The 24725-nt window shown below is 72.1% G+C and carries 18 protein-coding genes; 11 read left to right on the top strand and 7 right to left on the bottom strand.

Annotation, left to right across the window (positions count from 1 at the left end; all coding sequences use genetic code 11):
• Positions 1-122: 122 nt before the first annotated feature.
• A complete protein-coding gene (locus tag ACZ7DE_RS12875; RefSeq protein WP_470760375.1) occupies positions 123-1421 on the bottom strand; it encodes an MFS transporter in 1299 nt (432 codons plus the stop codon).
• A gap of 469 nt (positions 1422-1890) precedes the next feature.
• Between ACZ7DE_RS12875 and ACZ7DE_RS12870 the strand changes: the two genes are divergently transcribed.
• The 7 genes from ACZ7DE_RS12870 to ACZ7DE_RS12840 all read left to right on the top strand — a co-directional run bounded on the left by ACZ7DE_RS12870 (position 1891) and on the right by ACZ7DE_RS12840 (position 10657).
• On the top strand, positions 1891-3123 hold the full coding sequence (locus ACZ7DE_RS12870; RefSeq protein ID WP_470760373.1) for a cysteine desulfurase-like protein: 1233 nt from the start codon (positions 1891-1893) through the stop codon (positions 3121-3123).
• Positions 3124-3242: 119 nt separating this feature from the next.
• The gene (locus tag ACZ7DE_RS12865; RefSeq protein ID WP_470760371.1) at positions 3243-3680 is read left to right on the top strand and encodes a Fur family transcriptional regulator; all 438 of its coding nucleotides are present in this window, start codon (positions 3243-3245) and stop codon (positions 3678-3680) included.
• Positions 3681-3749: 69 nt separating this feature from the next.
• Positions 3750-5972, top strand: a complete 2223-nt coding sequence (gene katG, locus ACZ7DE_RS12860) for a catalase/peroxidase HPI (RefSeq protein WP_470760369.1) — start codon at positions 3750-3752, stop codon at positions 5970-5972.
• 276 nt (positions 5973-6248) lie between these two features.
• Positions 6249-7742, top strand: coding sequence for a family 43 glycosylhydrolase (locus tag ACZ7DE_RS12855; RefSeq protein ID WP_470761081.1), 1494 nt, complete (start codon positions 6249-6251; stop codon positions 7740-7742).
• A 30-nt stretch (positions 7743-7772) separates the two neighbouring features.
• Entirely contained in the window at positions 7773-9221 is a 1449-nt protein-coding gene (locus ACZ7DE_RS12850) for a family 43 glycosylhydrolase (protein ID WP_470760367.1), read from the top strand.
• A 116-nt stretch (positions 9222-9337) separates the two neighbouring features.
• Positions 9338-10105: a polysaccharide deacetylase family protein gene (locus ACZ7DE_RS12845; protein WP_470761078.1), complete on the top strand. Its 768-nt coding sequence runs from the start codon at positions 9338-9340 to the stop codon at positions 10103-10105.
• 111 nt (positions 10106-10216) lie between these two features.
• Complete coding sequence (locus tag ACZ7DE_RS12840; protein WP_470760365.1) at positions 10217-10657, top strand: SRPBCC family protein; 441 nt, start codon at positions 10217-10219, stop codon at positions 10655-10657.
• 52 nt (positions 10658-10709) lie between these two features.
• Here the strand turns inward: ACZ7DE_RS12840 and ACZ7DE_RS12835 are convergent, their stop codons facing one another.
• From ACZ7DE_RS12835 to ACZ7DE_RS12815, 5 genes are all read right to left on the bottom strand, one after another.
• Positions 10710-11906 (bottom strand): XdhC family protein, encoded by a 1197-nt coding sequence (locus ACZ7DE_RS12835; protein WP_470760363.1) that lies wholly within the window; start codon positions 11904-11906, stop codon positions 10710-10712.
• A 68-nt stretch (positions 11907-11974) separates the two neighbouring features.
• Positions 11975-13432 carry an NCS2 family permease gene (locus ACZ7DE_RS12830; RefSeq protein ID WP_470760361.1) on the bottom strand — a complete coding sequence of 486 codons (1458 nt, stop codon included), beginning with the start codon at positions 13430-13432 and terminating at the stop codon, positions 11975-11977.
• A gap of 150 nt (positions 13433-13582) precedes the next feature.
• The gene (locus ACZ7DE_RS12825) at positions 13583-16018 is read right to left on the bottom strand and encodes a xanthine dehydrogenase family protein molybdopterin-binding subunit (RefSeq protein ID WP_470760359.1); all 2436 of its coding nucleotides are present in this window, start codon (positions 16016-16018) and stop codon (positions 13583-13585) included.
• Between the two features lie 2 nt (positions 16019-16020).
• On the bottom strand, positions 16021-16623 hold the full coding sequence (locus tag ACZ7DE_RS12820; protein ID WP_470760357.1) for a (2Fe-2S)-binding protein: 603 nt from the start codon (positions 16621-16623) through the stop codon (positions 16021-16023).
• Positions 16623-17513, bottom strand: coding sequence for an FAD binding domain-containing protein (locus ACZ7DE_RS12815; protein WP_470760356.1), 891 nt, complete (start codon positions 17511-17513; stop codon positions 16623-16625). Before ACZ7DE_RS12815 ends, ACZ7DE_RS12820 begins: the two co-directional genes overlap by 1 nt.
• A gap of 382 nt (positions 17514-17895) precedes the next feature.
• On the opposite strand from ACZ7DE_RS12815, the gene ACZ7DE_RS12810 reads away from it, so the two are divergent.
• Both ACZ7DE_RS12810 and ACZ7DE_RS12805 read left to right on the top strand, forming a co-directional pair.
• Positions 17896-19632 (top strand): PucR family transcriptional regulator, encoded by a 1737-nt coding sequence (locus ACZ7DE_RS12810; RefSeq protein ID WP_470760354.1) that lies wholly within the window; start codon positions 17896-17898, stop codon positions 19630-19632.
• Between the two features lie 172 nt (positions 19633-19804).
• Positions 19805-20590, top strand: coding sequence for a hypothetical protein (locus ACZ7DE_RS12805; protein ID WP_470760352.1), 786 nt, complete (start codon positions 19805-19807; stop codon positions 20588-20590).
• Between the two features lie 508 nt (positions 20591-21098).
• Here the strand turns inward: ACZ7DE_RS12805 and ACZ7DE_RS12800 are convergent.
• Positions 21099-21962 (bottom strand): GntR family transcriptional regulator, encoded by an 864-nt coding sequence (locus tag ACZ7DE_RS12800; RefSeq protein ID WP_470760350.1) that lies wholly within the window; start codon positions 21960-21962, stop codon positions 21099-21101.
• A 193-nt stretch (positions 21963-22155) separates the two neighbouring features.
• On the opposite strand from ACZ7DE_RS12800, the gene ACZ7DE_RS12795 reads away from it, so the two are divergent.
• Positions 22156-23064: a (2Fe-2S)-binding protein gene (locus ACZ7DE_RS12795; RefSeq protein ID WP_470760348.1), complete on the top strand. Its 909-nt coding sequence runs from the start codon at positions 22156-22158 to the stop codon at positions 23062-23064.
• Between the two features lie 392 nt (positions 23065-23456).
• Positions 23457-24509, top strand: coding sequence for a DUF2637 domain-containing protein (locus ACZ7DE_RS12790; protein WP_470760346.1), 1053 nt, complete (start codon positions 23457-23459; stop codon positions 24507-24509).
• Positions 24510-24725 lie beyond the last annotated feature (216 nt).

Genomic DNA, 24725 nt, shown 5'->3' with positions numbered 1-24725 from the left:
AGCCGGGTCGGGGTCGGGCAACGGGCTCCGGACCGAGTGACGGTTTCCGGCCACATGACGAGTTTCCGGTCAAGTTGCGGGCGCCGTCCGGCCCGAGGCGCTCCCAGGGGGCGGACGAAGCGTCATGCCGACTGCTGTGGAAGCGGTCGGGGAGCGGTGGCGTCCGCGTGACGCCGCGCCGCCCACAGTCCCGCCGCGAGGGCCGCGGCGGCCAGCCCCAGGACGCCCACCGCATGCGCGAGACCGCCGACTGCCGAGGCCACGGCCAGGAGTACCAGCGGGCAGACGAACTCGCCGCCGAAGAAGGCCGCCGTCCACAGTCCGGTGCCCCGGCCGCGGTCCTCGAACGCCAGCCGGGACATGGCGCTGGTGAGGAGCGCGGGCAGCAGCAGCCCCGTGCCCAGGCAGTTGAGCACCGCTCCGACGATCAGGAGCGGTGCGTCGGACGCGAGGGACATCACCGCGAAACCGACCGCGCAGAGCGCGAGGACGGCGGGCAGCATCGGGTCCGGGGAGCGCTTGAGCCGGGCGAAGGCGACCGCGCCGCCGACGGTGGCGGCGCTCGCGGCCGCGGTGGCCAGGCCGATCACACCGGAGTTCGTCACGCCGAGGTCGTCCAGCAGGTACGCCATCTCCACGGGGACGGTGTAGAAGACCATCGCCCCGAAGAAGGTGAGCGCGCAGATGCCGGCCATCTGCCGCCACGGGAACGACCCACGGGCCTGCGCCTCGCCCCGCGGCTGGGCCTGAGCCCGGACCTCGGCGGACGCCGTGCGCGCCGCGGGCCTCGGCAGCGGGTTCGGCAGGACGACGGCCATCAGCGGGGCGAGCACCAGGCTCACCGTGTAGACCCAGAAGGGCACACGCCAGCCGGCCGCCCCGGCCGCACCGCCGACCACGAAGAAGACGGTGGCGGACGCGGAGGCGCACATGGTCTGCAGGGCGAGGTACTTCACCCGGCGACGACCTGTGTAGTAGTCGCCGATCAGCGTGGTGCAGCAGGTCATGATGGCGGCCTCGGCGACACCGACCAGGGCGCGGCTGGCGATGATCGCGCCGAGCGAGTCGAGCCAGAGCGGCGCCGTGCCGAACGCGGCGTACAGGACGGTCGCCACGACCAGCAGGCGTTTACGGCCCAGCCGGTCCACGATCACCCCGGCGAACGGGGCCAGCAGCGCCAGCGCCAGCGCCGGCACGGTCAGTGCGAGAGGGACCAGCGCCTCGGCGCCCGTGCTCGACTCGAAGTGGTCCTGCATCTTCGGCAGCACCGGGGCGATCAGCACCGCCCCCAGGATGGGCAGGCAGCTGCCCGCCATCAGCAGGGTCACCCGCAGCAGATGGGCCGGGCCCGCGTCGGCGACGGGCGGGGGGACGGTGTCGTCGACCGTGACAGCAGAAGGCGGGGGCACGGAACCGGGCATGGCGACTCCAGGTGACGGCGTGAGGGACGGCTCGGGGATGACGAGAGGGACGGTTCAGGGGACGGCACGGGTGAGCGGGCACGCCGCACGGGCGCCGACCGCGGCGCGAGGCGGGCCGGGAGGCCGTACGCCGCCGGAGGATCCGGACACGGCGGCGTGCGGGTAGCGACGACTATGGGGCGGGCGGGGCGCCCGTCGCCATCCCCCGCGCGATCCGAATCCCGTATCCGGGGCATCCACGTCGTGGATGCGCGCCGCGCCACGGGTGCGGCGCGGCCGTGCACCGTTCTCAGCGACGGCCGAGCGGGGCGGGTTCGCCGACACCACGGACGCCACGGCCGTCACGGACGCCGAGGGGCACGCCCGCCCACTCGCACGTCGAGGCTCTGACGATCAAGGGGCGAACGCTTCACGCCAGGTCGCCGTGATCCGCTGGTGGGCCCGGACGAGGGGTGCCAGAGTCGGAGCCATGGCCATCGACGTCGCCGCCCTGCGGGCCCACTTCCCCTCCCTCGCCCACGGCCTCGCCTTCTTCGACGGACCGGGCGGGACGCAGACCCCCGTCCCGGTCGCCGAGGCCGTCGCCCGGACGATGACCGGCCCGCTGTCCAACCGCGGACCGGTCAGCGCGTCGGAACGCAACGCCGAGCGGGCCGTCGCCGAGTTCCGCGCCGCCTACGCGGACCTGCTGGGGGTGGCGGCGAGCGGCGTGGTGCACGGGCGCAGCGCCACGCAGCTCACCTACGACTTCTCGCGCCACCTGGCCAAGGAGTGGCGCGCGGGCGACGAGATCGTCCTCAGCCGGCTGGACCACGACGCCAACGTGCGGCCGTGGGTCCAGGCGGCCGAACGGACCGGGGCCGCCGTCCGCTGGATCGACGTCGACGACGCGACGACGGAACTCGACCTCGCCTCCTACGAGCGGGCGCTGTCGCCGCGGACGCGGCTGGTCGCGGTGACGGCGGCCTCGAACGTGCTGGGCACCAGGCCGCCCGTGCGGCGGATCGCCGACCGGGCCCACGAGGCCGGTGCCCTGGTGTTCGTCGACGGGGTGCACTACGCCGCACACCACCTCGTGGACGTGCCCGCGCTCGGGGCCGACCTGTTCGTCTGCTCGCCGTACAAGTTCCTCGGACCGCACTGCGGTGTGCTCGCCGGATCGCCCGACGTGCTCGAACGCCTCAGGCCGGACAAGCTGCTGCCGTCCTCGAACGCAGTGCCCGAGCGCTTCGAGTTCGGGACCCTGCCGTACGAGATCCTGGCGGGCGCCACCGCCGCCGTGGACTTCCTGGCCACCATGGACACGGGGGGCGAGGGGGACGGCGCGCGGGACGCTCCGGAGCCGGGCGCGTCGCGCAGGGAGCGGCTGCGGCGGTCGCTGTACTCCCTGCACGAGCACGAGAACGTGCTGCGCGCCCGGATGGAGGCGGGGCTGCGCGCGCTGGGCGCCGCCGTCACCGTCCACTCGAAGGCGCCGGACCGCACCCCGACCGTCCTGATGGCCCTGGAGGGCCGGGACGCCCGGGAGGCGCAGGCGCATCTGGCCGCCCGGGGGGTGGTGGCCCCGGCGGGCTCCTTCTACGCCTACGAGGTCTTCGCCGCGCTGAAGCTGGAGGACCCCGCGCTGCGGGTGGGGCTCGCGCCCTACAACGACGCCGAGGACGTCGACCGGCTGCTCGACGGGCTGTCCTCGTTCCTCTGAAACGCCCGGGGGGCGCCCGCCCGGCGGGGCGCCCACGCACATCGCGACACACGCCGTTCTCCAGACTTGCACCGTTCGTTTTCTTGAATCGTTCGTGTTTATGCCGTAGGTTCGGGCGCATGACATCACCCCGCACACCGACCACCGCCGAGGAGCTGCGCGGTGTCGGCCTGCGGGTGACGGCCGCCCGTGTCGCGCTGCTCGAGACCGTCCGGGAGGGCGACCACCTCGGCGTCGAGGCGATCGCCTCCGGCGTCCGCGACCGCGTGGGCCACATCTCCCTGCAGGCCGTGTACGAGGCCCTGCACGCCCTGACCACGGCGGGGCTGGTGCGCCGCATCGAGCCGCCGGGCAGCCCGGCCCGGTTCGAGGGGCGCGTAGGGGACAACCACCACCACCTCGTGTGCCGGACGTGCGGCGTCGTCGCCGACGTCGACTGCGCGGTCGGCCACGCCCCCTGCCTGACCGCCGTCGACGACCGGGGCTTCTCGATAGACGAGGCCGAGGTCATCTACTGGGGCCTGTGCCCCGCCTGTTCCTCCGCCCGCAGTACCTGAGCACCCGCAGCGACCACCCGACCTGCGGTTCGTGAGCATGTGATCCGACCAGTCCAGAAGGATTCCCCCATGACCGAGAACCATGACGCGATCGTGACCGAACCGAAGGCGGCGGAGGCAGGTGGCTGCCCGGTCGCGCACGACCGCGCCCTGCACCCGACCCAGGGCGGCGGAAACCGCCAGTGGTGGCCGGAGCGGCTCAACCTGAAGATCCTCGCGAAGAACCCGGCCGTGGCGAACCCGCTCGGTGAGGACTTCGACTACGCCGAGGCGTTCAAGGCGCTCGACCTGGCCGCCGTGAAGGCGGACATCGCCGAGGTGCTCACCACCTCGCAGGACTGGTGGCCCGCCGACTTCGGCAACTACGGCCCGCTGATGATCCGCATGGCCTGGCACAGCGCGGGCACCTACCGCATCAGCGACGGCCGCGGCGGCGCCGGCGCCGGTCAGCAGCGGTTCGCCCCGCTCAACAGCTGGCCGGACAACGCCAACCTGGACAAGGCCCGCCGTCTGCTGTGGCCGGTCAAGAAGAAGTACGGCCAGTCCATCTCCTGGGCCGACCTCATGATCCTCACCGGCAACGTCGCGCTGGAGCAGATGGGCTTCGACACCTTCGGCTTCGCCGGCGGCCGCGAGGACGTCTGGGAGGCGGAGGAGGACGTCTACTGGGGTCCCGAGACCACCTGGCTCGACGACCAGCGCTACAGCGGCGACCGCGAGCTGGAGAACCCGCTCGGCGCCGTCCAGATGGGCCTCATCTACGTCAACCCCGAGGGCCCGAACGGCAACCCCGACCCGCTGGCCTCGGCGCGCGACATCCGTGAGACGTTCCGCCGGATGGCGATGAACGACGAGGAGACGGTCGCCCTGATCGCGGGCGGTCACACCTTCGGCAAGACCCACGGCGCGGGCCCGGCGGACCACGTCGGCGACGACCCCGAGGCCGCCTCGCTGGCCGAGCAGGGCCTCGGCTGGAAGAGCAGCTTCGGCACCGGCAAGGGCGGCGACGCCATCACCAGCGGTCTGGAGGTCACCTGGACCTCCACGCCGACGCAGTGGAGCAACGGCTTCTTCGACAACCTCTTCGGCTTCGAGTGGGAGCTGACGGAGAGCCCGGCCGGCGCCAAGCAGTGGGTCGCCAAGGACGGCGCGGGCGCGGGCACCGTCCCCGACGCACACGACCCGTCCAAGCGTCACGCCCCGACGATGCTGACGACCGACCTGGCGCTGCGCTTCGACCCGGTCTACGAGCAGATCTCGCGCCGTTTCCACGAGAACCCCGACCAGTTCGCAGACGCGTTCGCCCGCGCCTGGTACAAGCTGACCCACCGTGACCTGGGCCCGAAGTCCCTCTACCTCGGCCCGGAGGTCCCGTCGGAGACCCTGCTGTGGCAGGACCCGCTGCCGCAGGCCGAGGGCGAGGCCATCGGCGCCGAGGACATCGCCGCCCTCAAGGCCAAGCTCCTCGACTCGGGGCTGACCGTCTCCCAGCTGGTGTCCACGGCATGGGCGTCGGCGTCCTCCTTCCGCGGCAGCGACAAGCGCGGCGGCGCCAACGGCGCCCGCATCCGCCTGGAGCCCCAGCGCGGCTGGGAGGTCAACAACCCGGACGAGCTGGCGCAGGTGCTGCGCGTCCTGGAGGGCGTCCAGGCGGAGTTCAACTCCGGCGCGAAGAAGGTCTCGCTGGCCGACCTGATCGTCCTCGGCGGCGCCGCCGCCGTCGAGAAGGCCGCCAAGGACGCCGGGCACGACGTGGAGGTCCCCTTCACGCCGGGCCGGGTGGACGCCTCGCAGGAGCAGACGGACGTCGAGTCGTTCGCCGCGCTCGAGCCGACCGCCGACGGGTTCCGCAACTACGTCGGCAAGGGCAACCGCCTCCCGGCCGAGTTCCTCCTGCTGGACAAGGCGAACCTGCTGACCCTGAGCGCGCCCGAGATGACGGTCCTCGTCGGCGGTCTGCGCGTGCTGGGCGCCAACCACGCCCAGTCCTCGCACGGCGTCCTCACCGACGCCCCGGGCAAGCTGACGAACGACTTCTTCGTCAACCTCCTGGACCTGGGCACCACCTGGTCGTCGACGTCCTCGGACCAGACCACGTTCGAGGGCCGCGACGCCGCCACGGGCGAGGTGAAGTGGACCGGCACCCGTGCCGACCTGGTCTTCGGCTCGAACTCCGAGCTCCGCGCGCTCGCGGAGGTCTACGCGAGCGACGACGCGAAGGAGAAGTTCGTGAACGACTTCGTCGCGGCCTGGGTCAAGGTCTCCAACCTCGACCGGTTCGACCTGGTCTGATCTCCCGCCCGGGAGTCCGGAACAACTGCACAGACACCACCAGGGCGTCCAGCTCGGTCCACCAGGGCCGGGCGGGGCGCCCTGGCTCGTCTCCCCCGCGAGGCCCACCGCGAGGCCGCCGGCCCCGCCGACGGCTGATTCCCCGGCGCCGATGCACGCGGGTCGAAACCATTGACGAGGACATGCGCACCCCCTATCTTCTGGCCGAAGTTACGAACTACGTTCGAAATGACGAACATTCGCGCAGGCTACTTCACGGACAAGGGACGGTCCCGTATGCCTCGGATGTACCACCGCAGCAGATCGCTGATCCTCTGCGCGTTGGCGCTCCTCGTCGCCCTGGTCGCGGCGACCCAGCCGGTGTCCGCGGCCGACGGCCGCCCGTACACCAACCCATTGAAGTCGGCCAAGGGCGCCGACCCCTGGCTGGAGTACCACGACGGCAACTACTACCTGATCACGACGACGTTCACCGGCGTCCTCGGCATGCGCAAGTCGCCCACGCTGGCGGGCCTCGCCACCGCGCCCACCGTGCAGGTCTGGTCCGACACCACGCCCACCCGCAACACCAACATCTGGGCGCCGGAGATCCACCAGTTCAACGGTCACTGGTACCTGTACTACTCGGCCGGCCAGGGCGGCGTCGCCTGCTGCGACTCCCAGCGCACCCACGTCCTGGAGAGCGCCGGCACCGATCCGCTGGGCCCGTACACCTACAAGGGGTCGCTCACCGGCTCCAACCTCACGCCCGGCGGTTGGCTGATCGACGCGAGCGTGCTGCAGGCCGACGGAAAACTGTTCCTCGTCGGCAGCGGTTCGGTGAACGGCAGCAGGCAGAGCCTGGTCATCGCCCCGATGAGCAACCCCTACACGCTGTCCGGCACCACGTTCACCGTCATCTCCAGCCCCACGCTGAGCTGGGAGACGTCGGGCGCGCCCGTCAACGAGGGCCCCGAACCGCTCTACCACGGCGGACGCACCTTCCTCACCTTCTCCGCGAGTTACTGCCAGACGGCGGACTACAAGCTCGGGCTGCTGGAGCTGACCGGATCCGACCCGCTCAGTCCGGCGTCCTGGACGAAGAAACAGACGCCCGTGTTCCAGCGCAGCGGTGCGAACGGCGTCTACGGCCCCGGCCACAACGGTTTCTTCACCTCGCCCGACGGCACCGAGAACTGGATCGTCTACCACGCCAACTCCTCCGCGAGCGGCGGCTGCGGCAACGGCCGCACGACCCGCGCCCAGAAGTTCACCTGGAACGCCGACGGAACGCCGAACTTCGGCACCCCCGTCGCGCTCGACACGACGCTCCCCGGGCCGTCCGGTGAGACGGCGACGACCCCGACGTCGTACACCCTCGTCAACCGCAACAGCGGCAAGTGCCTCGACGTCGAGGGCGGTTCCTCCGCCAACGGCGCGAACGTCCTGCAGTGGACCTGCAACGGCGGGGCCAACCAGAAGTGGCGGATCGAGGACCAGGGCGACGACACCAGCCGGCTGGTGAACGTGGCCACCGGCGGGGTGCTGGACACCGCCGACTGCTCCACCGCGGACGGCGCCGACCTGCGCCAGTGGTCGTGGCTGAACAACAAGTGCCAGCGCTTCCGACCGGTCTTCACCGCGAGCGGCGACTACGTCCGGCTCGTGGGCGAGAACAGCGGAAAGGTCGCCGACGTCGCGAACTGCTCCACCGCGAACGGCGCCGACGTCCGGCAGTGGACCTGGCTGAACAACACCTGCCAGCAGTGGCGCCTCGTGCCCGCCGCCTGAGACCCCTTCCCCTCCGTCTGGAGAACTCCCTTGAGACGCAACGCCGTTCGGCTGCTCCTGGCCGGCCTCGTCGCCGTCGCGGCCGTCCTCACCGGCGTGGGCGCCCCAGCCCACGCCGCCGTGCCCGACTCCCCCGCGGTGACGTACACCAACCCGATCGCCGAGAAGCGCGCCGACCCGCACATCTACAAGCACACCGACGGTTACTACTACTTCACCGCCACGGTCCCCGAGTACGACCGCATCGTGCTGCGCCGGGCGACGACCATCCAGGGCCTGTCGACGGCCCAGGAGGTCACCATCTGGACCAAGCACGGCAGCGGGGTCATGGGCGCCCACATCTGGGCGCCGGAGATCCACTTCATCGGCGGCAAGTGGTACGTGTACTTCGCGGCCGGGTCCACCAGTGACGTGTGGGCGATCCGGATGTACGTCCTCGAAGGCGCCGGCGCCAACCCGCTCACCACCGCCTGGACCGAGAAGGGCCAGATCAAGACCACCTGGGAGAGCTTCTCCCTCGACTCCACGACGTTCGTCGTGGGCGGCGTCCGCTACCTGGCCTGGGCGCAGCGCAACCCGTCGGAGAACAACAACACGAGCCTGTTCATCGCGAAGCTGGCCAACCCCTGGACGATCTCCGGGACTCCGGCGGAGATCTCGCAGCCGACACTGTCGTGGGAGACCGTGGGCTACAAGGTCAACGAGGGGCCGGCGGTGATCCAGCACGGCGGCAAGGTCTTCATGACCTACTCGGCGAGCGCGACCGACGCCAACTACTGCCTGGGCATGCTGACCGCGTCCGCCGGCGCCGACCTGACCGACCCGGCGTCCTGGACGAAGGGGTCGCAGCCCGTCTTCAGAACGAACAGCTCGACCTCGCAGTACGGCCCGGGGCACAACTCGTTCACGGTGTCCGAGGACGGCAGGTCCGACATCCTCGTCTACCACGACCGCAGCTACAAGGACATCACCGGCGACCCGCTGAACGACCCCAACCGCCGCACCCGCGTGCAGAAGGTGTACTGGAAGGCCGACGGCACACCCGACTTCGGCATCCCGGTGGCCGATGGAGTGACCCCGCAGCGCTTCTCCTCCTACAACTTCGCGAACCGGTTCATCCGGCACTGGGAGTACCGCGCCCGCATCGAGGCGAACGTCAGCCCGCTCGCCGACTCGCAGTTCCGCGTGGTGAGCGGTCTCGCGGGGGCCGGCACGGTCTCGCTGGAGGCGGCCGACTTCCCGGGCTACTACCTGCGCCAGAAGAACTCCGAGGTGTGGCTGGAGAAGAACGACGGCACCTCGGCGTTCGCGGCCGACGCCAGCTTCCACCGACGGGCCGGGCTCGCCGACCCCGCGGGGATCTCGTACGAGTCGTACAACAACGCGGGCCGGTACGTCCGCCACTACAACTACCTGCTGTACGTGCAGACGCCGAGCACGGCGACGGACAGGGGGGACGCGACGTTCTACGCCCAGTGAGGCCCTCGCCGAGGTGACGGCCGCCCGCTCGGCGCACCGACGGCATGACACCGAGACTATGCATGAAGTGTATACTCGCTATGTATAGTCTCGGCATGCCTAGTCCGACCAGGAAGATGAAGAACACGGGGGCCTGGTTGCGTGCCGTCGCCGTCTCGGCGGCGGCCGCCTGTCTGGCGGTCACGCTGACCGGCTGCGGCGGCGCCGACACCACGCCTCCCAGCTCCGCCCGCGCCCGTCCCGGGGCCACCGCCCAGGACTCCCGCTTCGGCGCCGTCGACTGCCGGCGGGCGAAGTGCATCGCCCTCACCTTCGACGCGGGCCCCAGCGAGAACTCCGCCCGGCTGCTGGACATCCTGAAGGAGAAACAGGTTCCGGCGACCTTCTTCCTGCTGGGCAGGGGGCACATCGAGAAGTACCCGGACCTCGTCAGACGGATGGCCGCCGAGGGACACGAGGTGGCCAGCCACACCTGGGACCACAAGATCCTCACGCGGATCGCCCCGGAGGAGATACGCGAGGAACTCCGGCGCCCCAACGACGAGATAGAGCGCCTCACCGGCCGGCGCCCCACCCTGATGCGCCCGCCCCAGGGCCGCACGAACGAGGCCGTGCACGAGATCTCGCGCGAACTGGGCCTCGCCGAGGTGCTGTGGACGGTGACCGCCAAGGACTACACGACGACCGACTCCGCGCTGATCCGGCGCCGGGTCCTCGCACAGGCCGACCGCGACGGCATCATCCTGCTGCACGACATCTACGACGGGACCGTGCCGGCCGTGCCCGGCGTCATCGACGCACTGAAGGAACGCGGATTCGTCTTCGTGACGGTTCCCCAACTGCTGGCGCCCGGGACGGCGGTGCCGGGGCGGGTCTACCGCTGAGCACTCACCGCCGGGTGCGCGCCGCCGGCCCCGCGGCGCCCAGGAGGGGGCGGCGCCCGCGAGTCGAGGGCAATCGCCCCTCGGCACGCTCCGGATCTCTACGATCACCACGTGGTCGTCTTCCAACTCGAACGCACGGTGCCGCTCTCCATGGACGAGGCCTGGCGTCGTCTGACGCAGTGGTCCCGGCACGGCGACGTGGTGCCGCTCACCCGCGTCGCCGTGCTCACTCCCCCGCCGACCCACGAGGGCACCGTCTTCGTGGCCCGGTCGGGCTTCGGTCCACTGGCCTTCGACGACCGGATGGAGGTGACCGAGTGGACGCCGCCGGACCACGACGAGCCGGGACGCTGCCGGCTGGAGAAACGCGGCCGGGTCGTCCTGGGCTGGGCCGAGATCGAGGTCCTGCCCGGGCCCGGCGGGCGGACCCGGGTGATCTGGCGCGAAGAGCTGCGCGTGCGGCTTCTGCCCTCCCTCTTCGACCCGCTTCTCGGAGCGACGTCGCGCTCGATGTTCGGACGCGCGGTCAACCGTCTCCTGCGCACCCCGTGACCGGGCGCGCCCGCCCTGCCTCGCGACCGGTTCGCCGTGCGCGGCGGGCCGTTCAGGCGACCGAGCCGATCCGGCCCGCCGGCGGCGACGTCACGTCGTGGTGGATCGGCGTGTGCGCGCCGGTGAGCGACACCCCGCTGCCGCCGCGCCGGTCGGCGACGATCTCCGCGGCGATCGACAGCGCCGTCTCCTCGGGTGTGCGGGCGCCCAGGTCGAGGCCGATCGGTGACCGCAGTCGCGCCAACTCCAGCTCGGTGACGCCCACTTCGCGCAGACGGGCATGGCGGTCGAGGTGGGTGCGGCGCGAGCCCATCGCGCCGACGTAGGCGACCGGCAGACGCAACGCCCGTCGCAGCAGGGGAACGTCGAACTTCGCGTCGTGCGTGAGGACGCACAGGACGGTCCGTGCGTCCACTTCCGTGCGCTCCAGATACCGGTGCGGCCATTCGACGACGATCTCGTCGGCGTCGGGGAAACGGGCCGCGGTGGCGAAGACGGGGCGCGCGTCGCACACCGTCACGTGGTAGTTCAGGAACTTGCCGACCCGCACCAGCGCCGACGCGAAGTCGATCGCGCCGAACACGATCATCCGCGGCGGTGGGACGGAGGACTCCACGAGGACGGTGATCGGGGCCCCACAACGGGAGCCCTGCTCCCCGATCTCCAACGTGCCGGTGCGACCCGCGTCGAGAAACGCCCGGGTCTCCGCCGCGACCGTCCGGTCCAGCTCGGGGTGGGCGCCGAAGCCGCCCCGGCCGGGGCCGCCGGCGTGAGAACCGCCCTCTTCGACACCGTCCTCGCCACAGCCGTCGGCGCGCACCAGCAGCGCGCGGCCGACCAGGCCCGCCGGGCCGCTCACGATGCGTGCCAGCGCGGCGGTCGCGCCGGACGCGGCGGCGCTCAGGGCGGCCGCGATCACCGGGCGGTCCGGGTCTCCGGCCCGGACCGGGGTGACGAGGACGTCGATGACCCCGCCGCAGGTGAGGCCCACGGCGAAGGCGTCGTCGTCGCTGTAGCCGAAGCGTTCGAGGACCGGCTGCCCGTCCTCCAGCGCCTGTCGGCACAACTCGTAGACCGCGCCCTCCACGCAGCCGCCGGAGACCGAGCCGATCGCCGTGCCGTCGGCGTCCACCGCGAGGGCGGCGCCGGGCCGGCGGGGCGCGCTGCCGCCGACGGCCACCACGGTGGCGACGGCGAAGTCACGGCCCTGCTCGGCCCACCGGTTCAGCTCGTCGGCGATGTCCAGCATGTCTCGGTCTCCTTTGACTGCGGCGGGGTGGAGGGACGGGTGCCCGTCGAGCGGGGCGGCGAAAGGCCCTAGTGCACGCCCAGCCGGCTCTCGATGGGGTTGAGGCAGAAGTAGACGAGGAAGATCGCCGTCAGGACCCACGTGAAGGCGCCGATCTCGCGTGCCCTGCCCTGCGCGGCCTTGATCGCGACATGGGAGATGACGCCCGCGGCCACGCCGGTGGTGATGGTGTACGTGAACGGCATCAGGACGACGGTCAGGAACACCGGCACGGCGGTCGCCCGGTCGGCCCAGTCGACGTGGCGGGCGTTCATCAGCATCATCGCGCCGATCACGACCAGGGCCGCGGACGCGACCTCCTGGGGGACGACGGCGGTGAGCGGGGTGAAGAACAGACAGGCCGCGAAGAAGGCTCCGGTGACGACCGAGGCGAGGCCGGTGCGCGCGCCCTCGCCGACCCCCGTGGCCGACTCGATGAACACGGTCTGGCCGGAGCCGCCCGCCACACCCCCGATCGCTCCGCCGGCGCCATCGATGAACAGCGCCTTGGACAGGCCCGGCATCCGGCCCTTGTCGTCGGCGAGCCCCGCCTCGGTGCCGACGCCGATGATGGTGGCCATCGCGTCGAAGAACCCGGCCAGGACGAGAGTGAAGACGATCATCCCGACGGTCGTCGCGCCGACCTCGCCCCAGCCGCCGAACTCCACGTCCCCGAAGAGCGAGAAGTCGGGCATCGAGACGGCGCTGCCGTGCAGTTCGGGGGCGCCGCCCGCCCACTGCGCGGGATCGACGACCCCGGTGGCGTTGAGGATCGCGGCGACGACCGTGCCGCCGACGATGCCGATGAGGATGGCGCCGGGGATGTTCCGGGCCTGCAGCATGAAGATCAGCAGCAGGGTGCCGGCGAACAACAGCACGGGCCAGCCGGCGAGTTCGCCCGCCGGGCCGAGGGTGACCGGGGTCGCCTTGCCCTGGTGCACGAAGCCGGACTTGTAGAAACCGATGAGCGCGATGAACAGTCCGATGCCCATGGTGATGCCGTGCTTGAGCGCGAGCGGGATGGCGTTCATGATCATCTCGCGCAGCCCGGTGACGACCAACAGCATGATGACGACGCCGTACATCACGCACATGCCCATCGCCTGGGGCCAGGTCATCTGCGGGGCGACCTGGGAGGACAGGACGCCCGAGACGGACAGCCCGGCGGCCAGCGCGAGCGGCGCCTTGCCGAAGAAGCCCATCAGCAACGTGGTGAAAGCGGCTGCGAAAGCGGTCGCGGTGATCAGCGCCTGCTGCCCGAGGGTGCCCCCGGCCGCGTCCTTGCCGGACAGGATCAGGGGGTTGAGCAGCAGGATGTACGCCATCGCCATGAAGGTGGTGACGCCGCCGCGCACTTCACGGGCGACGGTGGATCCCCGCCCGGATATGTGGAAGTACCGGTCGAGCCAGGACCGTCCGGCCGGGACGCGGGCGCCTTCGCCCGCGTCCTCGGCTGTGGTACCCGGCTCCAGTGACTGCTGGGTCATGGGCCATCTCCCAAGGTTCATAGGGACACCCGCGTGGCCGCTGCGGCCGGTTGCGGGATTTGGGAATGGACGACCCGGGGGACGGCCCGAGACGAACAAGGGGGTGCGGGGGCCGGAGCCCCCTGGGACAGCTGCTTCGACCCCGTGGGGTCACGTTCCGGTGAGGTGCTCCGGACGTACCGGGGTGCGGTTGAGCTCCAGCCCGGTCGCGTTCCGGATCGCCGCGAGGACGGCCGGAGTCGACGACAGGGTGGGTGCCTCGCCGACGCCACGGAGCCCGTAGGGGGCGTGGTCGTCGGCGAGTTCGAGCACGTCGACGGGGATGGTCGGCGTGTCGAGAATCGTGGGGATCAGGTAGTCCGTGAAGGAGGGGTTCCTGACCTTCGCCGTCTTCGGGTCGACGATGATCTCCTCCATGACCGCCACGCCCAGCCCCTGGGTCGTGCCGCCCTGGATCTGGCCGATCACGGAAAGCGGGTTCAGCGCCTTTCCGACGTCCTGCGCGCAGGCCAGCTCGACGACCTTCACCAGGCCGAGCTCGGTGTCGACCTCGACGACGGCACGGTGCGCGGCGAAGGAGTACTGGACGTGACCGTTGCCCTGCCCGGTGCGCAGGTCGAACGGCTCGGTCGGCCGGTGCCGCCACTCCGCCTCGACCTCCACGGCCTCGTCCCCGAGCACGTCGACCAGGTCGGCGAGGACCTCGCCGCCGTCGGTGACGACCTTGCCGCCCTCCAGGAGGAGTTCGGCGGTGGCCCAGGCGGGGTGGTAGGAGCCGAACCTGCGGCGCCCGATCTCCAGGACCTTCTCCCGGACGAGCTCGCAGGAGTTCTTCACGGCGCCGCCGGTGACGTACGTCTGCCGGGAGGCCGAGGTGGAGCCGGCGCTGCCCACCTGGGTGTCGGCCGGGTGGATGGTGACCTGCGCGACGCCGAGCTCGGTGCGGGCGATCTGCGCGTGGACGGTGACACCGCCCTGCCCGACCTCCGCCATGGCCGTGTGGACGGTCGCGACGGGCTCGCCGGCGATGACCTCCATGCGGACCTTGGCGGTCGAGTAGTCGTCGAAGCCCTCGGAGAAGCCGACGTTCTTGATGCCGACCGCGTAGCCGATTCCGCGCACGACGCCCTCGCCGTGCGTCGTGTTGGACAGACCGCCGGGCAGCTGGCGTACGTCCGCGCCCTCGCTGCTCTCCCACTGGCGCTCCGGCGGCAGCGGCATCGCCTTGACCCGGCGCAGGAGTTCGGCGACCGGCGCCGGGGAGTCGACCCTCTGTCCGGTCGGCAGGAGGGATCCCTGCTCCATCGCGTTGAGCCGGCGGAACTCCACCGGGTCCAGGCCGAGTTCCCCGGCCACCTTGTCCATCTGCGCCTCGTAGGCGAAGCACGCCTGGACCGCGCCGAAGCCGCGCATCGCGCCGCAGGGCGGGTTGTTGGTGTAGAGGGCGATGGCCTCGATCTCGACGTCGTCGACCACGTAGGGGCCGATGCCGAGCGAGGAGGCGTTGCCGACGACCGCGGGGGACGCGGAGGCGTACGCGCCGCCGTCGAGCACGATGCGGCACTTGACGTGGGTCAGCTTGCCGTCCCGGGTGGCGCCGTGCTCGTAGTACAGCTTGGCCGGATGCCGGTGCACATGGCCGAAGAAGGACTCGAAACGGTTGTAGACGATCTTGACGGGTTTTCCGGTGCGCAGGGCCAGCAGACAGGCGTGGATCTGCATCGACAGGTCCTCGCGGCCGCCGAACGCGCCGCCGACCCCGGCCAGCGTCATGCGCACCTTGCTCTCGGGCAGGCCGAGCACCGGGGCGATCTGGCGCAGGTCGGAGTGGAGCCACTGGGTGGCGATGTAGAGGTGGACGCCGCCGTCCTCGTCCGGGACGGCGAGTCCGGACTCCGGGCCGAGGAAGGCCTGGTCCTGCATGCCGAAGGTGTACTCGCCCTTGACGACGACGTCAGCGCGTTCGGCCGCGGCGGCCGCGTCGCCGCGGACGATGGGCTGGCGGTGGACGATGTTCGGATGCGGGACGTGGCCGACGTGGTGGTCGTCGCGGCCCTCGTGGACCAGGACCGCGTCGGGCGCGGTCGCGGAGGCCTCGTCCGTGATGACCGGCAGTTCGCGGTACTCGACCTTGATCTTGGCGGCGGCGCGGCGGGCGGTCTCCGGGTGGTCGGCGGCGACGATCGCGACCGGCTCGCCGTGGTGGCGTACCTTGCCGTGGGCCAGGACGGGGGTGTCCTGGATCTCCAGGCCGTAGTTCCTGACGTCGGTCGGCAGGTCGTCGTACGTCATGACGGCGTACACACCGGGTGTGGCGAGGGCCTCGGAGGTGTCGATGGAGACGATCTCGGCGTGTGCCACCGTGGAGCGCAGGATCTGGCCCCAGAGCATGTCCTCGTGCCACAGGTCCGACGAGTACGCGAACTCGCCGGTGACCTTGAGGGTGCCGTCGGGGCGGAGCGTGGACTCGCCGACGCCGCCCCTGGCCGGGGCGCCCTGGGTGACCTTGGTGGGGGTCCCGAGGGGGGCGCTGCCGGGGGCGCCGTCCGCTCGGGCGAAGCCGAAGCCGTGAGTGGGGGAAGGCATCGTCAGACCGCCTCTCCCTGTCGGGCGGCCGCCAGGCGGACCGCGTCCATGATCTTCTCGTAGCCGGTGCAGCGGCACAGATTGCCCGAGAGCGCCTCGCGGATGTCCGCGTCGGTGGGGTTCGGGTTGCGTTCCAGCATCTCGTCGGCGGCGACCAGCAGCCCCGGCGTGCAGAAACCGCACTGGACGGCGCCGGCGTCGATGAAGGCCTGCTGGATCGGGGCGAGTTCGGTTCCCTCGCCGGTGTGGGAGTCGGCGCCCCCGGACGGCCGCCCTTCGGCCTCGCCGAGGGAGGCGTCCGACGCGCCCGGGGTGCCGCAGGAACCGGTTCCACGACCGCCGTGCTCGGCACGCTGCCTGGCGAAGTCCGCGAGGCCTTCGACGGTGACGACGTCACGGCCCTCGACCTGGCCGGCGGCGACCAGGCACGCGCACACCGGTACGCCGTCCAGGCGGACCGTGCACGAGCCGCACTCGCCCTGCTCGCAGGCGTTCTTGGAGCCCGGCAGCCCGAGCCGCTCGCGCAGCACGTACAGCAGGCTCTCGCCCTCCCAGACGTCGTCGGCTTCCTGCGGACGTCCGTTCACGGTGAAGTTGACGCGCATCACGCGGCTCCCTTCGAGGCGCGGCGGGCGCCGCGGTACGACTCCCAGGTCCAGGTGAGCGTCCGGCGGGCCATGACGCCGACCGCGCGGCGGCGGTAGCTCGCGGTGCCCCGCACGTCGTCGATCGGGTTGCACGCGGCGGCGCACAGGTCGGCGAACTGTTGGGCGACCGAGGGGGTGATGATTTTCCCGTTGTCCCAGAAACCGTCTTCCTCGAGCGCCGCGTTGAGGAAGTCCTCGGCAGTCTTCGCCCGGACGGGGGTGGGGGCGGCGGAGCCGATGCCGGTGCGCACCGTCCGGGTGGCGGGGTGCAGGGCGAGGCCGAACGCGCAGACGGCGATGACCATGGCGTTGCGGGTGCCCACCTTGGAGTACTGCTGCGGGCCGTCGGCCTTCTTGACGTGGACGGCGCGGATCAGCTCGTCGGGGGCGAGCGCGTTGCGCTTCACGCCGGTGTAGAAGGCGTCGATCGGGATGCGGCGCGACCCGCGCACCGACTCGGCCTCGACCTCGGCGCCGGCGGCCAGCAGGGCGGGGTGGGCGTCGCCGGCCGGGGAGGCGGTGCCGAGGTTGCCGCCGACGCCGCCGCGGTTGCGGATCTGCGGGGAGGCCACGGTGTGCGAGGCGAGCGCGAGGCCCGGCAGCTCGGCGCGCAGGTTCTCCATGATGCTGGAGTACGGGACGGAGGCGCCGAGCCGCACGCTGTCCTCGCCGACCTCCCACTCGTAGAGGTCACCGACGCGGTTGAGGTCGAGCAGGTACTCGGGCCTGCGGTGGTCGAAGTTGATCTCGACCATCACGTCGGTGCCACCCGCAATCGGCACAGCGGTGGGGTGCTCGGCCTTCGCGGCGAGCGCCTCCTCCCAGCTGGCGGGGCGAAGGAAGTCCATGACCGGCTCTCTTCTTCGTCTCGTGAGTCTCGTGAGTCGTCTCTATCGAGCCAGAATCGGGTGCGGCGGGCCCGGCTCGTTCATGTCCTGTTCACGCGGAGTGAGGCCAGTACACAGCGCCTTGCTCCGACCGGGTCAGTCACCGAACCCATGAAGGAGTTGGCTGGTCGGCTCGGGCATCTTGTAGATTCGTATGAACGAAGGCCATCGGTAACCTGCTCGTTTTCCCGTGGAAACGTGGGAAACAGCCTGGCAACCGAAGAATGCGGTTCCTGACGTTCGCCGGAGCGGCCCGGGCCTCGGGGCGGGACCGGCGGCGACCCCTTTCCCACATCCCTCACGATTCATCGTAGATTTCGAGACAGAGAACGGCGGCGACGAGATGCGGCTGCGCGCACTTCTGGACACCGATGCGCTGGGCCTCAGGCTCCTCGGCGGCGAGGACGAACTGGACCGCACCGTGCGCGGTGTCATGACCACCGACCTGCGCGACCCCAGCCGCTACCTCTCCGGGGGCGAGCTGGTGCTGACCGGCCTGGCCTGGCGGCGGGACGCGGCGGACACCGAGCCGTTCGTACGGATCCTGGCGCAGGCGGGCGTGGCCGCGCTCGCGGCCGGCGAGGCGGAGCTGGGCGACGTCCCGGAGGACCTGGTCGTGGCCTGCGCCAGGCACCGGCTCCCGCTGTTCGCCGTGCACGAGTCGGTGGCCTTCGCGACGATCACCGAGCACGTCGTGCGCCAGGTCTCCGGCGAGCGCGCCGGGGACCTCGCGGCCGTGGTCGACCGGCACCGCCGGATGATGACCTCGGGCCCGGCGGGCGGCGGTCCGGACGTGGTCCTGGACCTGCTCGGCACCGACCTGGACCTGCGCGCCTGGGTGCTGTCGCCCACCGGCCGGCTCATCGCGGGCCCGAAGACGGCGGGTGCGGGCCTGGCGCCCGACGTCTGCGCGAAGCTCGCGGCCGAGCATTTGGCGGCGGTCCGCACCGGGCGGCGCGGACCGCACCGAGTGCTCGTGGGCCAGACGACGTTCTCGCTGTTCCCGATCAGCAGTTGGGGGCCCCGGCCGGCGGTGGCCGGGGGAGGGCGCTCGCCGCAGAGCGCACGGGCCGCCCAGGTCGCACAGGCCGCGCCGGGCGCGCGGGACGTGCGCGAGGGCGTCCTGTCGGACTGGCTGCTGGCCGTCGAGGCGGACGCCGGGGACTGGGCGGAGGAGCGCCTCGACCTGCTGGAGGGCGTCACCCAGCTCATCGCGGTCGAGCGGGACCGCCGGGACGCGGCGCGCACGGTGCGCCGTCGGCTCGCGCAGGAGGTGCTGGAGCTGGTCCAGACGGGTGCGGCCCCGGCGGAGATCGCGGCCCGCCTGCGGGTCGCCGCTCCGGTGCTGCTGCCCGGTCTGGGGGCCGCCCCGCACTGGCAGGTGGTCGTGGCCCGGGTCGAGTGGGAGGACGGCGGCCCGGAGGCCGGCCCGGTCGCCCAGTCGCTGCTGGAGGAGATCCTGGTCGACCCGCTCGCCACCGGCCCCGAGCCCTCCGACCGCATCGCCGTCGCCCACACGGGCGACGAGGCCATCGCCCTGGTCCCGCTGCCGGCGGTGTCCGTCGAGCACGACGGCTCCGAGACGGGCGTGCTCGCCGACGCGCTCCTGGCGGCCGTCAGGGAGCCGCTGTCGGCCGGTCTCGACGGCGACGGCCGGCTCACGCTGGGCGTCAGCGCCGCCGTGCACTCGGCGGAGGGGCTGCGCGGGGCGCTGGAGGAGGCACGGCACGCGCGGCGGGTGGCCGCCGCCCGGCCGGGCCGGGTCTGCGCCGCGGGTCACCAGGAGCTGGCGTCGCACGTCCTGCTCCTGCCGTTCGTCCCCGACGACGTGCGCAGGGCGTTCACGGCCCGTCTCCTGGACCCCCTGCGCGACTACGACCGACGCCACCGCGCCGAGCTGATCCCGACGCTGGAGGCGTTCCTCGACTGCGACGGTTCGTGGACCCGGTGCGCCTCCCGCCTGCACCTGCACGTCAACACACTGCGCTACCGGGTCGGGCGGATCGAGCAGTTGACGAGCCGTGACCTGTCCCGGCTGGAGGACAAGCTGGACTTCTTCCTGGCCCTGCGCATGAGCTGACGACAAGCCGGCAGCGGCTGCCGCCCGTGGCCCACGGTTTGCGCGGATCGCGGGGGGCGCGGAGTCCCACGACTTTGTGAAATCCTTCACCCGCCCCCTTGGCCCGGTGCCGCGATCCGTGCTGAGATGCGCCCACCACTCAAAGCTCGACGGCGCGCTCGGGGAGGGCAACGTGGCGCATTCCGCCATGTCTGGTACCGGAACGACCTCAGGTGACGATCCCCTCCAGACCGCGGTATGGCGGCTGCGCTCGCGGGCCTGCTGGGCGGACGCGGCGGCCCTGATCCCTCCCGACACGGCCGCGGGCGCGATCCAGCGGGCCGCTCTCATGGTGGAGCGGTGCCTGTACACCGAGCAGGGCTGGCAGGACGCCGAGGACACCTTGCGCCTGGCGGAGGCGCTGGCCCACGACGACGAGGAGCGCGGCGCGGCCGCCTGTGAACGAGGGCAACTCGCCTACGCGGCCACGCTGCACGGGGTGCGGGACCGGGCGGACGAGGCGCGGGCCGCGCTGGGACGGGCGGCGGCGCTGATCCCGCCGGACGCGGCCGGCCGGGCGCTGCTGGACTTCCGCCGGGGCCTGCTCGCGGAGAACATCTCGCGCTCCCCCCAGGCGGCGAGGGCCGCGTACCTGCGCGCCCACACGGCGGCCGCCGCGCACTCCGACGCGCTGCTGCTGTCCTTCACCTGGCGCCATCTCGCCGGACTGGCCCTGCGTGACGGCGAGGTGGCCGAGGCCCGGCACGGCTTCGCCGAATCGCTGCGCATCCGGGAGGAGTTGGGCTATCTGGTGGGCACGGCTCCGGCACTCGCCTCGCTGGCGGACGCGGAGGTCGAGCCGGAGGCCTCCCGGCTGCGGGAGGAGGCGCGGCGGCTGTTCCGACTCCTGGGCGGCGTACCGACCTGGCTGGCCCGACAGCTGGCACCACCGCCAACCCCGAGCCCGTCCGGGGTGTGACCGGGGGGAGGTTCTGGGAGGACCGGGTGGTGCCGGGGGTCCCGGGGCACGGCGGTCCCAGGGGCCCGGGGATCCCGGGGCCCGGTAGTCCCCGGTGGTCGCGGGAGGTCGCGGGAGGTCCGGGGAAGTCACGGGGGTCCCAGGTGGTCGCGGGGGCGCGGGTGGTCGCGGAGGTCCGGGTCGTCGCTGGAGGTCCGGGGTCCCGGAAAGCCAGGTGGCCCCGGAGGTCCCGGGGGTCCGGGGGTCCCGGAAAGCCCAGGTGGCCCCGGAGTCCCGGGAGGTCGCCGGAGGTCCGAGGGCCCGGAAAGCCCCAGGTGGCCCCGGAAGTCGCCGGAGGTCCGGGGGCCCCGGAAAGCCCAGGTGGCCCCGGAGTCCCGGGAGGTCGCCGGAGGTCCGAGGGCCCGGAAAGCCCCAGGTGGCCCCGGAAGTCGCCGGAGGTCCGAGGGCCCCGGAAGGTCCCGGTCCCGTCGCTTCGGGGTCCCGCAGTTCGCCCGGCGGGCGGGGGGCGTCAGCCGCCCGCGCCGGCGAAGTGCTCCCGCACCAGTGTCTGCACCACGTCCAGCTCCCCCGCCGTCAGCGCCTCCAGCAGGGACATGTGCTCCGCGGCGTCGGCGACCAGGTCCGCCCGGCCACGCCGTTCCGGCCCGCCGACCAGCGGCCACTGCGACCGCCGGTGCAGGTCGTCGGCTATCGCGACCAGCTGCTCGTTGCCGGAGAGGGCGAGCATCGCCCGGTGGAAGACCCGGTCCGCCTCCGCGTAGGTGGCCCGGCAACCGGAGGCCGCCGCTCGGACGCCGGCCTCGGCGAGGGGCCTCAGCTCCGTCCACCGCTCGCCGGGCACGGTACGGGCGAGCCGCAGCATCACGGGCACCTCGAGCAGCGCACGGACCTCGGCCAGCTCCGCCAGCTCGCGCGTGCCCCGCACGACCACCCGGAATCCGCGGTTGGGGACGACCTCGACGGCGCCCTCCATCGCGAGCTGCTGCATCGCCTCCCGGACGGGCGTCGCCGAGACGCCGAAACGTTCACCGAGGACCGGGGCTGAGTACACCTCGCCCGGGAGCAGTTCCCCCTTGACGAGGGCGGTGCGCAGGGCGTCGAGGATCTGGCCGCGCACCGAGGCGCGCTGTACCAACGGCCGGGAAGGCGGGGACACCGTCCCCGGCCCGGCGAAGCCGAGTGCGGGCGAAGGCGTCTCGCTGTGCGTGTGCTCACCGCGCGCGGCTCCCGCCGGGCCGCACCGGTCGCGGGCAACGGCCTCGCCGTACCCGGCGGACCCGGAACGCGACTGCGCGGGCACCCGGACGCGGCCTTCGACCCCGGGCGCGGCCGGGCTCCCCGTGCCGGTGGAGCCCTGCGCACTCTGCTCCACGGGGGGCCTCCTCCGGCCTTGTCGGTACTTGGGGTCATTACTGCTGGTTGTTACTCGTCCGTCAAGCACCTTAGGCGCACCGACCGCCGTGGGGGTAATGGGGACTCTCCCATGAACATGAAGCGGACAACCCCCGACAACAACGGGTAAGGTAAGGCTTACCTTTAAGCGCCTCCGAAACGGCGGTCCCGGCATGCCCACAGCCCCGTCGGCCACAAGTCCGTCGGTCACGAGTCCGTCAGTCTCGTGTTCGTCGGTCTCGGATTCGTCGGTCACGGCGGAGGCCTACGCCCGTCTGGCGCGAGTCCTGCCCAGCCTGACCGTCAGGGAGCTGGGGTACGCGGAACCGTTTCCCCAGGGCGGCGGATGGGTCACGGCGGCCGAGCTCGCGGAGGGCGGCGCCGCCCTGGAGGCCTTCCTGGCCTGGGACGACGCACAGGTCGTCCGCGACTACGGCCAGAAGGCCCGCCCGGACGTGATAGCGAGCTTCGGACTGCACCGCTACGCCTGGCCCGCCTGTCTGCTGATCACCGTTCCGTGGTTCCTGCAGCGCCGGGTGCCCCGCCTCCCCGTGACGCACGTCTCGTACGAGCGCACCGGCGACGGCATGCTGATGGCCGTCCGCCCGCCCTCCTCGTTCGCCTGTCTGCCGGGCGATCCGGCGGCGCTCGCGCCGGGCGCGCGGGTGGTCCCGGACGAGGAGGCGCTGCGGGCGGAGGTGCGGGCGGCGATAGCCGAGCACCACGAGCCCGTGCTCGCCGGTTTCGGGCCGCGCGCCCGCCGGCGCGGCCGGGCCCTGTGGGGCATGGTGACCGACGAGGTCGTGGAGGGGCTCTGGTACGTCGCACATCTGCTCGGCGGCGACGAGCAGGAGCGGGCGCGACGGGAACTGGAGCTGCTGCTTCCGGGGGCCACGCGGCCCTACGTCGGCTCGGCGGCCTTCCGCGAGCTGACCGGCCCGGACGGCGAGGCCCTGCCCACCCGCGACCGGGCGAGCTGCTGCATGTTCTACACGGTGCGCCCGGAGGACACCTGCGCCACCTGCCCGCGCACCTGCGACGCGGACCGCGTCACCAGGCTCACCGTCGCCGCAGCCGGCTGACCCCGCTCAACCTCGCGGCGAAGACTGCGACCTGATGTGACCTCAGGTCTGCCCTGACGCACCCTCAGTCACATCCCTGAGCACCCCTCAGGCACCCCCGGGGGCGGGGCCGCGTCGGACGTCCCGTAAGATCACCCGGACGAGACTCCCCCGCGGTTACAGGCAATTCACAACTTCCTCACTCGCCACGGGAACTTTCCGTGGAACCACCCTTACGGGTAGTCTTATTCGAACTCAACTCCCGCCCCTCAAGCGGCAGTTCGAGCAGAACGTCGCCCTGGGCATCCCCTTGCACCTCCTTGGCGGCCTCTTGCCCCGAAACCCCCTGAGGGACGGCGGGATTGGGCCACTATGGCGGGCGTTACGCCCTATCCCAATGCAAGGGACCCCAGATGAGACTGACCGACATATCGCTGAACTGGCTGCTTCCGGGCGCCGTACTGCTCCTGGGCATGCTGGCGGCGGTGGCGGTACTCGCGCGCGGCAAGCGCACCTCCGGGGCAAGCGCGAGCGCGGACGACTCGTGGGAGCGCACCGAGGAGCGCCGCAGGCGCAAGGAAGCCATATACGGAACCGCTTCCTACCTCCTTCTGTTCTGCTGTGCGGCCGTCGCCGCCGCGCTCTCCTTCCACGGCCTGGTCGGCTTCGGCGAGCAGAACCTCGGCCTCTCCGGCGGCTGGGAGTACCTGGTGCCGTTCGGCCTGGACGGCGCGGCGATGTTCTGCTCCGTCCTCGCGGTGCGCGAGGCCAGCCACGGAGACGCGGCGCTCGGCTCGCGGATACTCGTGTGGACCTTCGCCGGCGCCGCCGCCTGGTTCAACTGGGTGCACGCGCCCAGGGGCCTGGGCCACGCCGGCGCCCCCCACTTCTTCGCCGGCATGTCGCTGTCGGCGGCGGTGCTCTTCGACCGGGCGCTGAAGCAGACCCGCCGGGCGGCGCTGCGCGAGCAGGGTCTCGTGCCCCGTCCGCTGCCGCAGATCCGCGTCGTGCGTTGGGTCCGCGCCCCCCGCGAGACCTACAGGGCCTGGTCGCTGATGCTTCTCGAGGGCGTGCGCAGCCTGGACGAGGCCGTCGAGGAGGTCCGGGAGGACAAGGCCCGCAAGGAGGAGACCAAGCTGCGCCGTCGCGAGCAGCAGCGGGTCGAGCGGGCGCAGTTGAAGGCGATCAGCCGGGGCCACGGCCGTTTCCCCGGCCGCGGCGGCGGCCGCCAGGTGGAGGCCCAGGCAGCCCTGGAGCGGGCCACCGCCGAACGGGTCTCCGCGGAGCCTGCCATAGCGAACTCGGCTGAGCAGCTGCCCGTACGCTCACGGCCCTCCCTGCAGCCCGTTCGCCACGGCTCCGACTCGATGACCGTCGACCTCACCGCGGAGGACGACACCATGGCGCTGCCGCGCCTCGACTCCCTGGAGCGCAAGCTCAAGGACCTGGAGCAGCAGTTCGGCTGACGGCCAGGCGGGAATGACGGGAAGGGGGCGCGACCACGACGGTCGCGCCCCCTTCCCGTTGCCGGTCTTCCGTCGTCGGTCTTCCGTCGTCGGTTTCCGTTGCCGGTCTTCCGTCGTCGGTTTCCGTCGTCGGTCTTCCGTCGTCGGTTTCCGTTGCCGGTCTTCCGTCGTCGGTTTCCGTCGTCGGTCTTCCGTCGTCGGTTTCCGTTGCCGGTC

It is taken from the genome of Streptomyces sp. NPDC037083, from assembly GCF_055606485.1.
Note: the sequence above shows the minus strand (reverse complement) of the source record. Positions and strands in the feature narration are given on the sequence as shown.

Bases quoted from the DNA above. Each gene is read 5' to 3' on its own strand.
- ACZ7DE_RS12875 (WP_470760375.1), bottom strand. From the start codon at position 1,421: ATGCCCGGTTCCGTGCCCCCGCCTTCTGCTGTCACGGTCGACGACACC.
- ACZ7DE_RS12870 (WP_470760373.1), top strand. From the start codon at position 1,891: ATGGCCATCGACGTCGCCGCCCTGCGGGCCCACTTCCCCTCCCTCGCC.
- ACZ7DE_RS12865 (WP_470760371.1), top strand. From the start codon at position 3,243: ATGACATCACCCCGCACACCGACCACCGCCGAGGAGCTGCGCGGTGTC.
- katG (WP_470760369.1), top strand. From the start codon at position 3,750: ATGACCGAGAACCATGACGCGATCGTGACCGAACCGAAGGCGGCGGAG.
- ACZ7DE_RS12855 (WP_470761081.1), top strand. From the start codon at position 6,249: ATGCCTCGGATGTACCACCGCAGCAGATCGCTGATCCTCTGCGCGTTG.
- ACZ7DE_RS12845 (WP_470761078.1), top strand. From the start codon at position 9,338: ATGAAGAACACGGGGGCCTGGTTGCGTGCCGTCGCCGTCTCGGCGGCG.
- ACZ7DE_RS12835 (WP_470760363.1), bottom strand. From the start codon at position 11,906: ATGCTGGACATCGCCGACGAGCTGAACCGGTGGGCCGAGCAGGGCCGT.
- ACZ7DE_RS12830 (WP_470760361.1), bottom strand. From the start codon at position 13,432: ATGACCCAGCAGTCACTGGAGCCGGGTACCACAGCCGAGGACGCGGGC.
- ACZ7DE_RS12825 (WP_470760359.1), bottom strand. From the start codon at position 16,018: ATGCCTTCCCCCACTCACGGCTTCGGCTTCGCCCGAGCGGACGGCGCC.
- ACZ7DE_RS12820 (WP_470760357.1), bottom strand. From the start codon at position 16,623: ATGCGCGTCAACTTCACCGTGAACGGACGTCCGCAGGAAGCCGACGAC.
- ACZ7DE_RS12815 (WP_470760356.1), bottom strand. From the start codon at position 17,513: ATGGACTTCCTTCGCCCCGCCAGCTGGGAGGAGGCGCTCGCCGCGAAG.
- ACZ7DE_RS12810 (WP_470760354.1), top strand. From the start codon at position 17,896: ATGCGGCTGCGCGCACTTCTGGACACCGATGCGCTGGGCCTCAGGCTC.
- ACZ7DE_RS12795 (WP_470760348.1), top strand. From the start codon at position 22,156: ATGCCCACAGCCCCGTCGGCCACAAGTCCGTCGGTCACGAGTCCGTCA.
- ACZ7DE_RS12790 (WP_470760346.1), top strand. From the start codon at position 23,457: ATGAGACTGACCGACATATCGCTGAACTGGCTGCTTCCGGGCGCCGTA.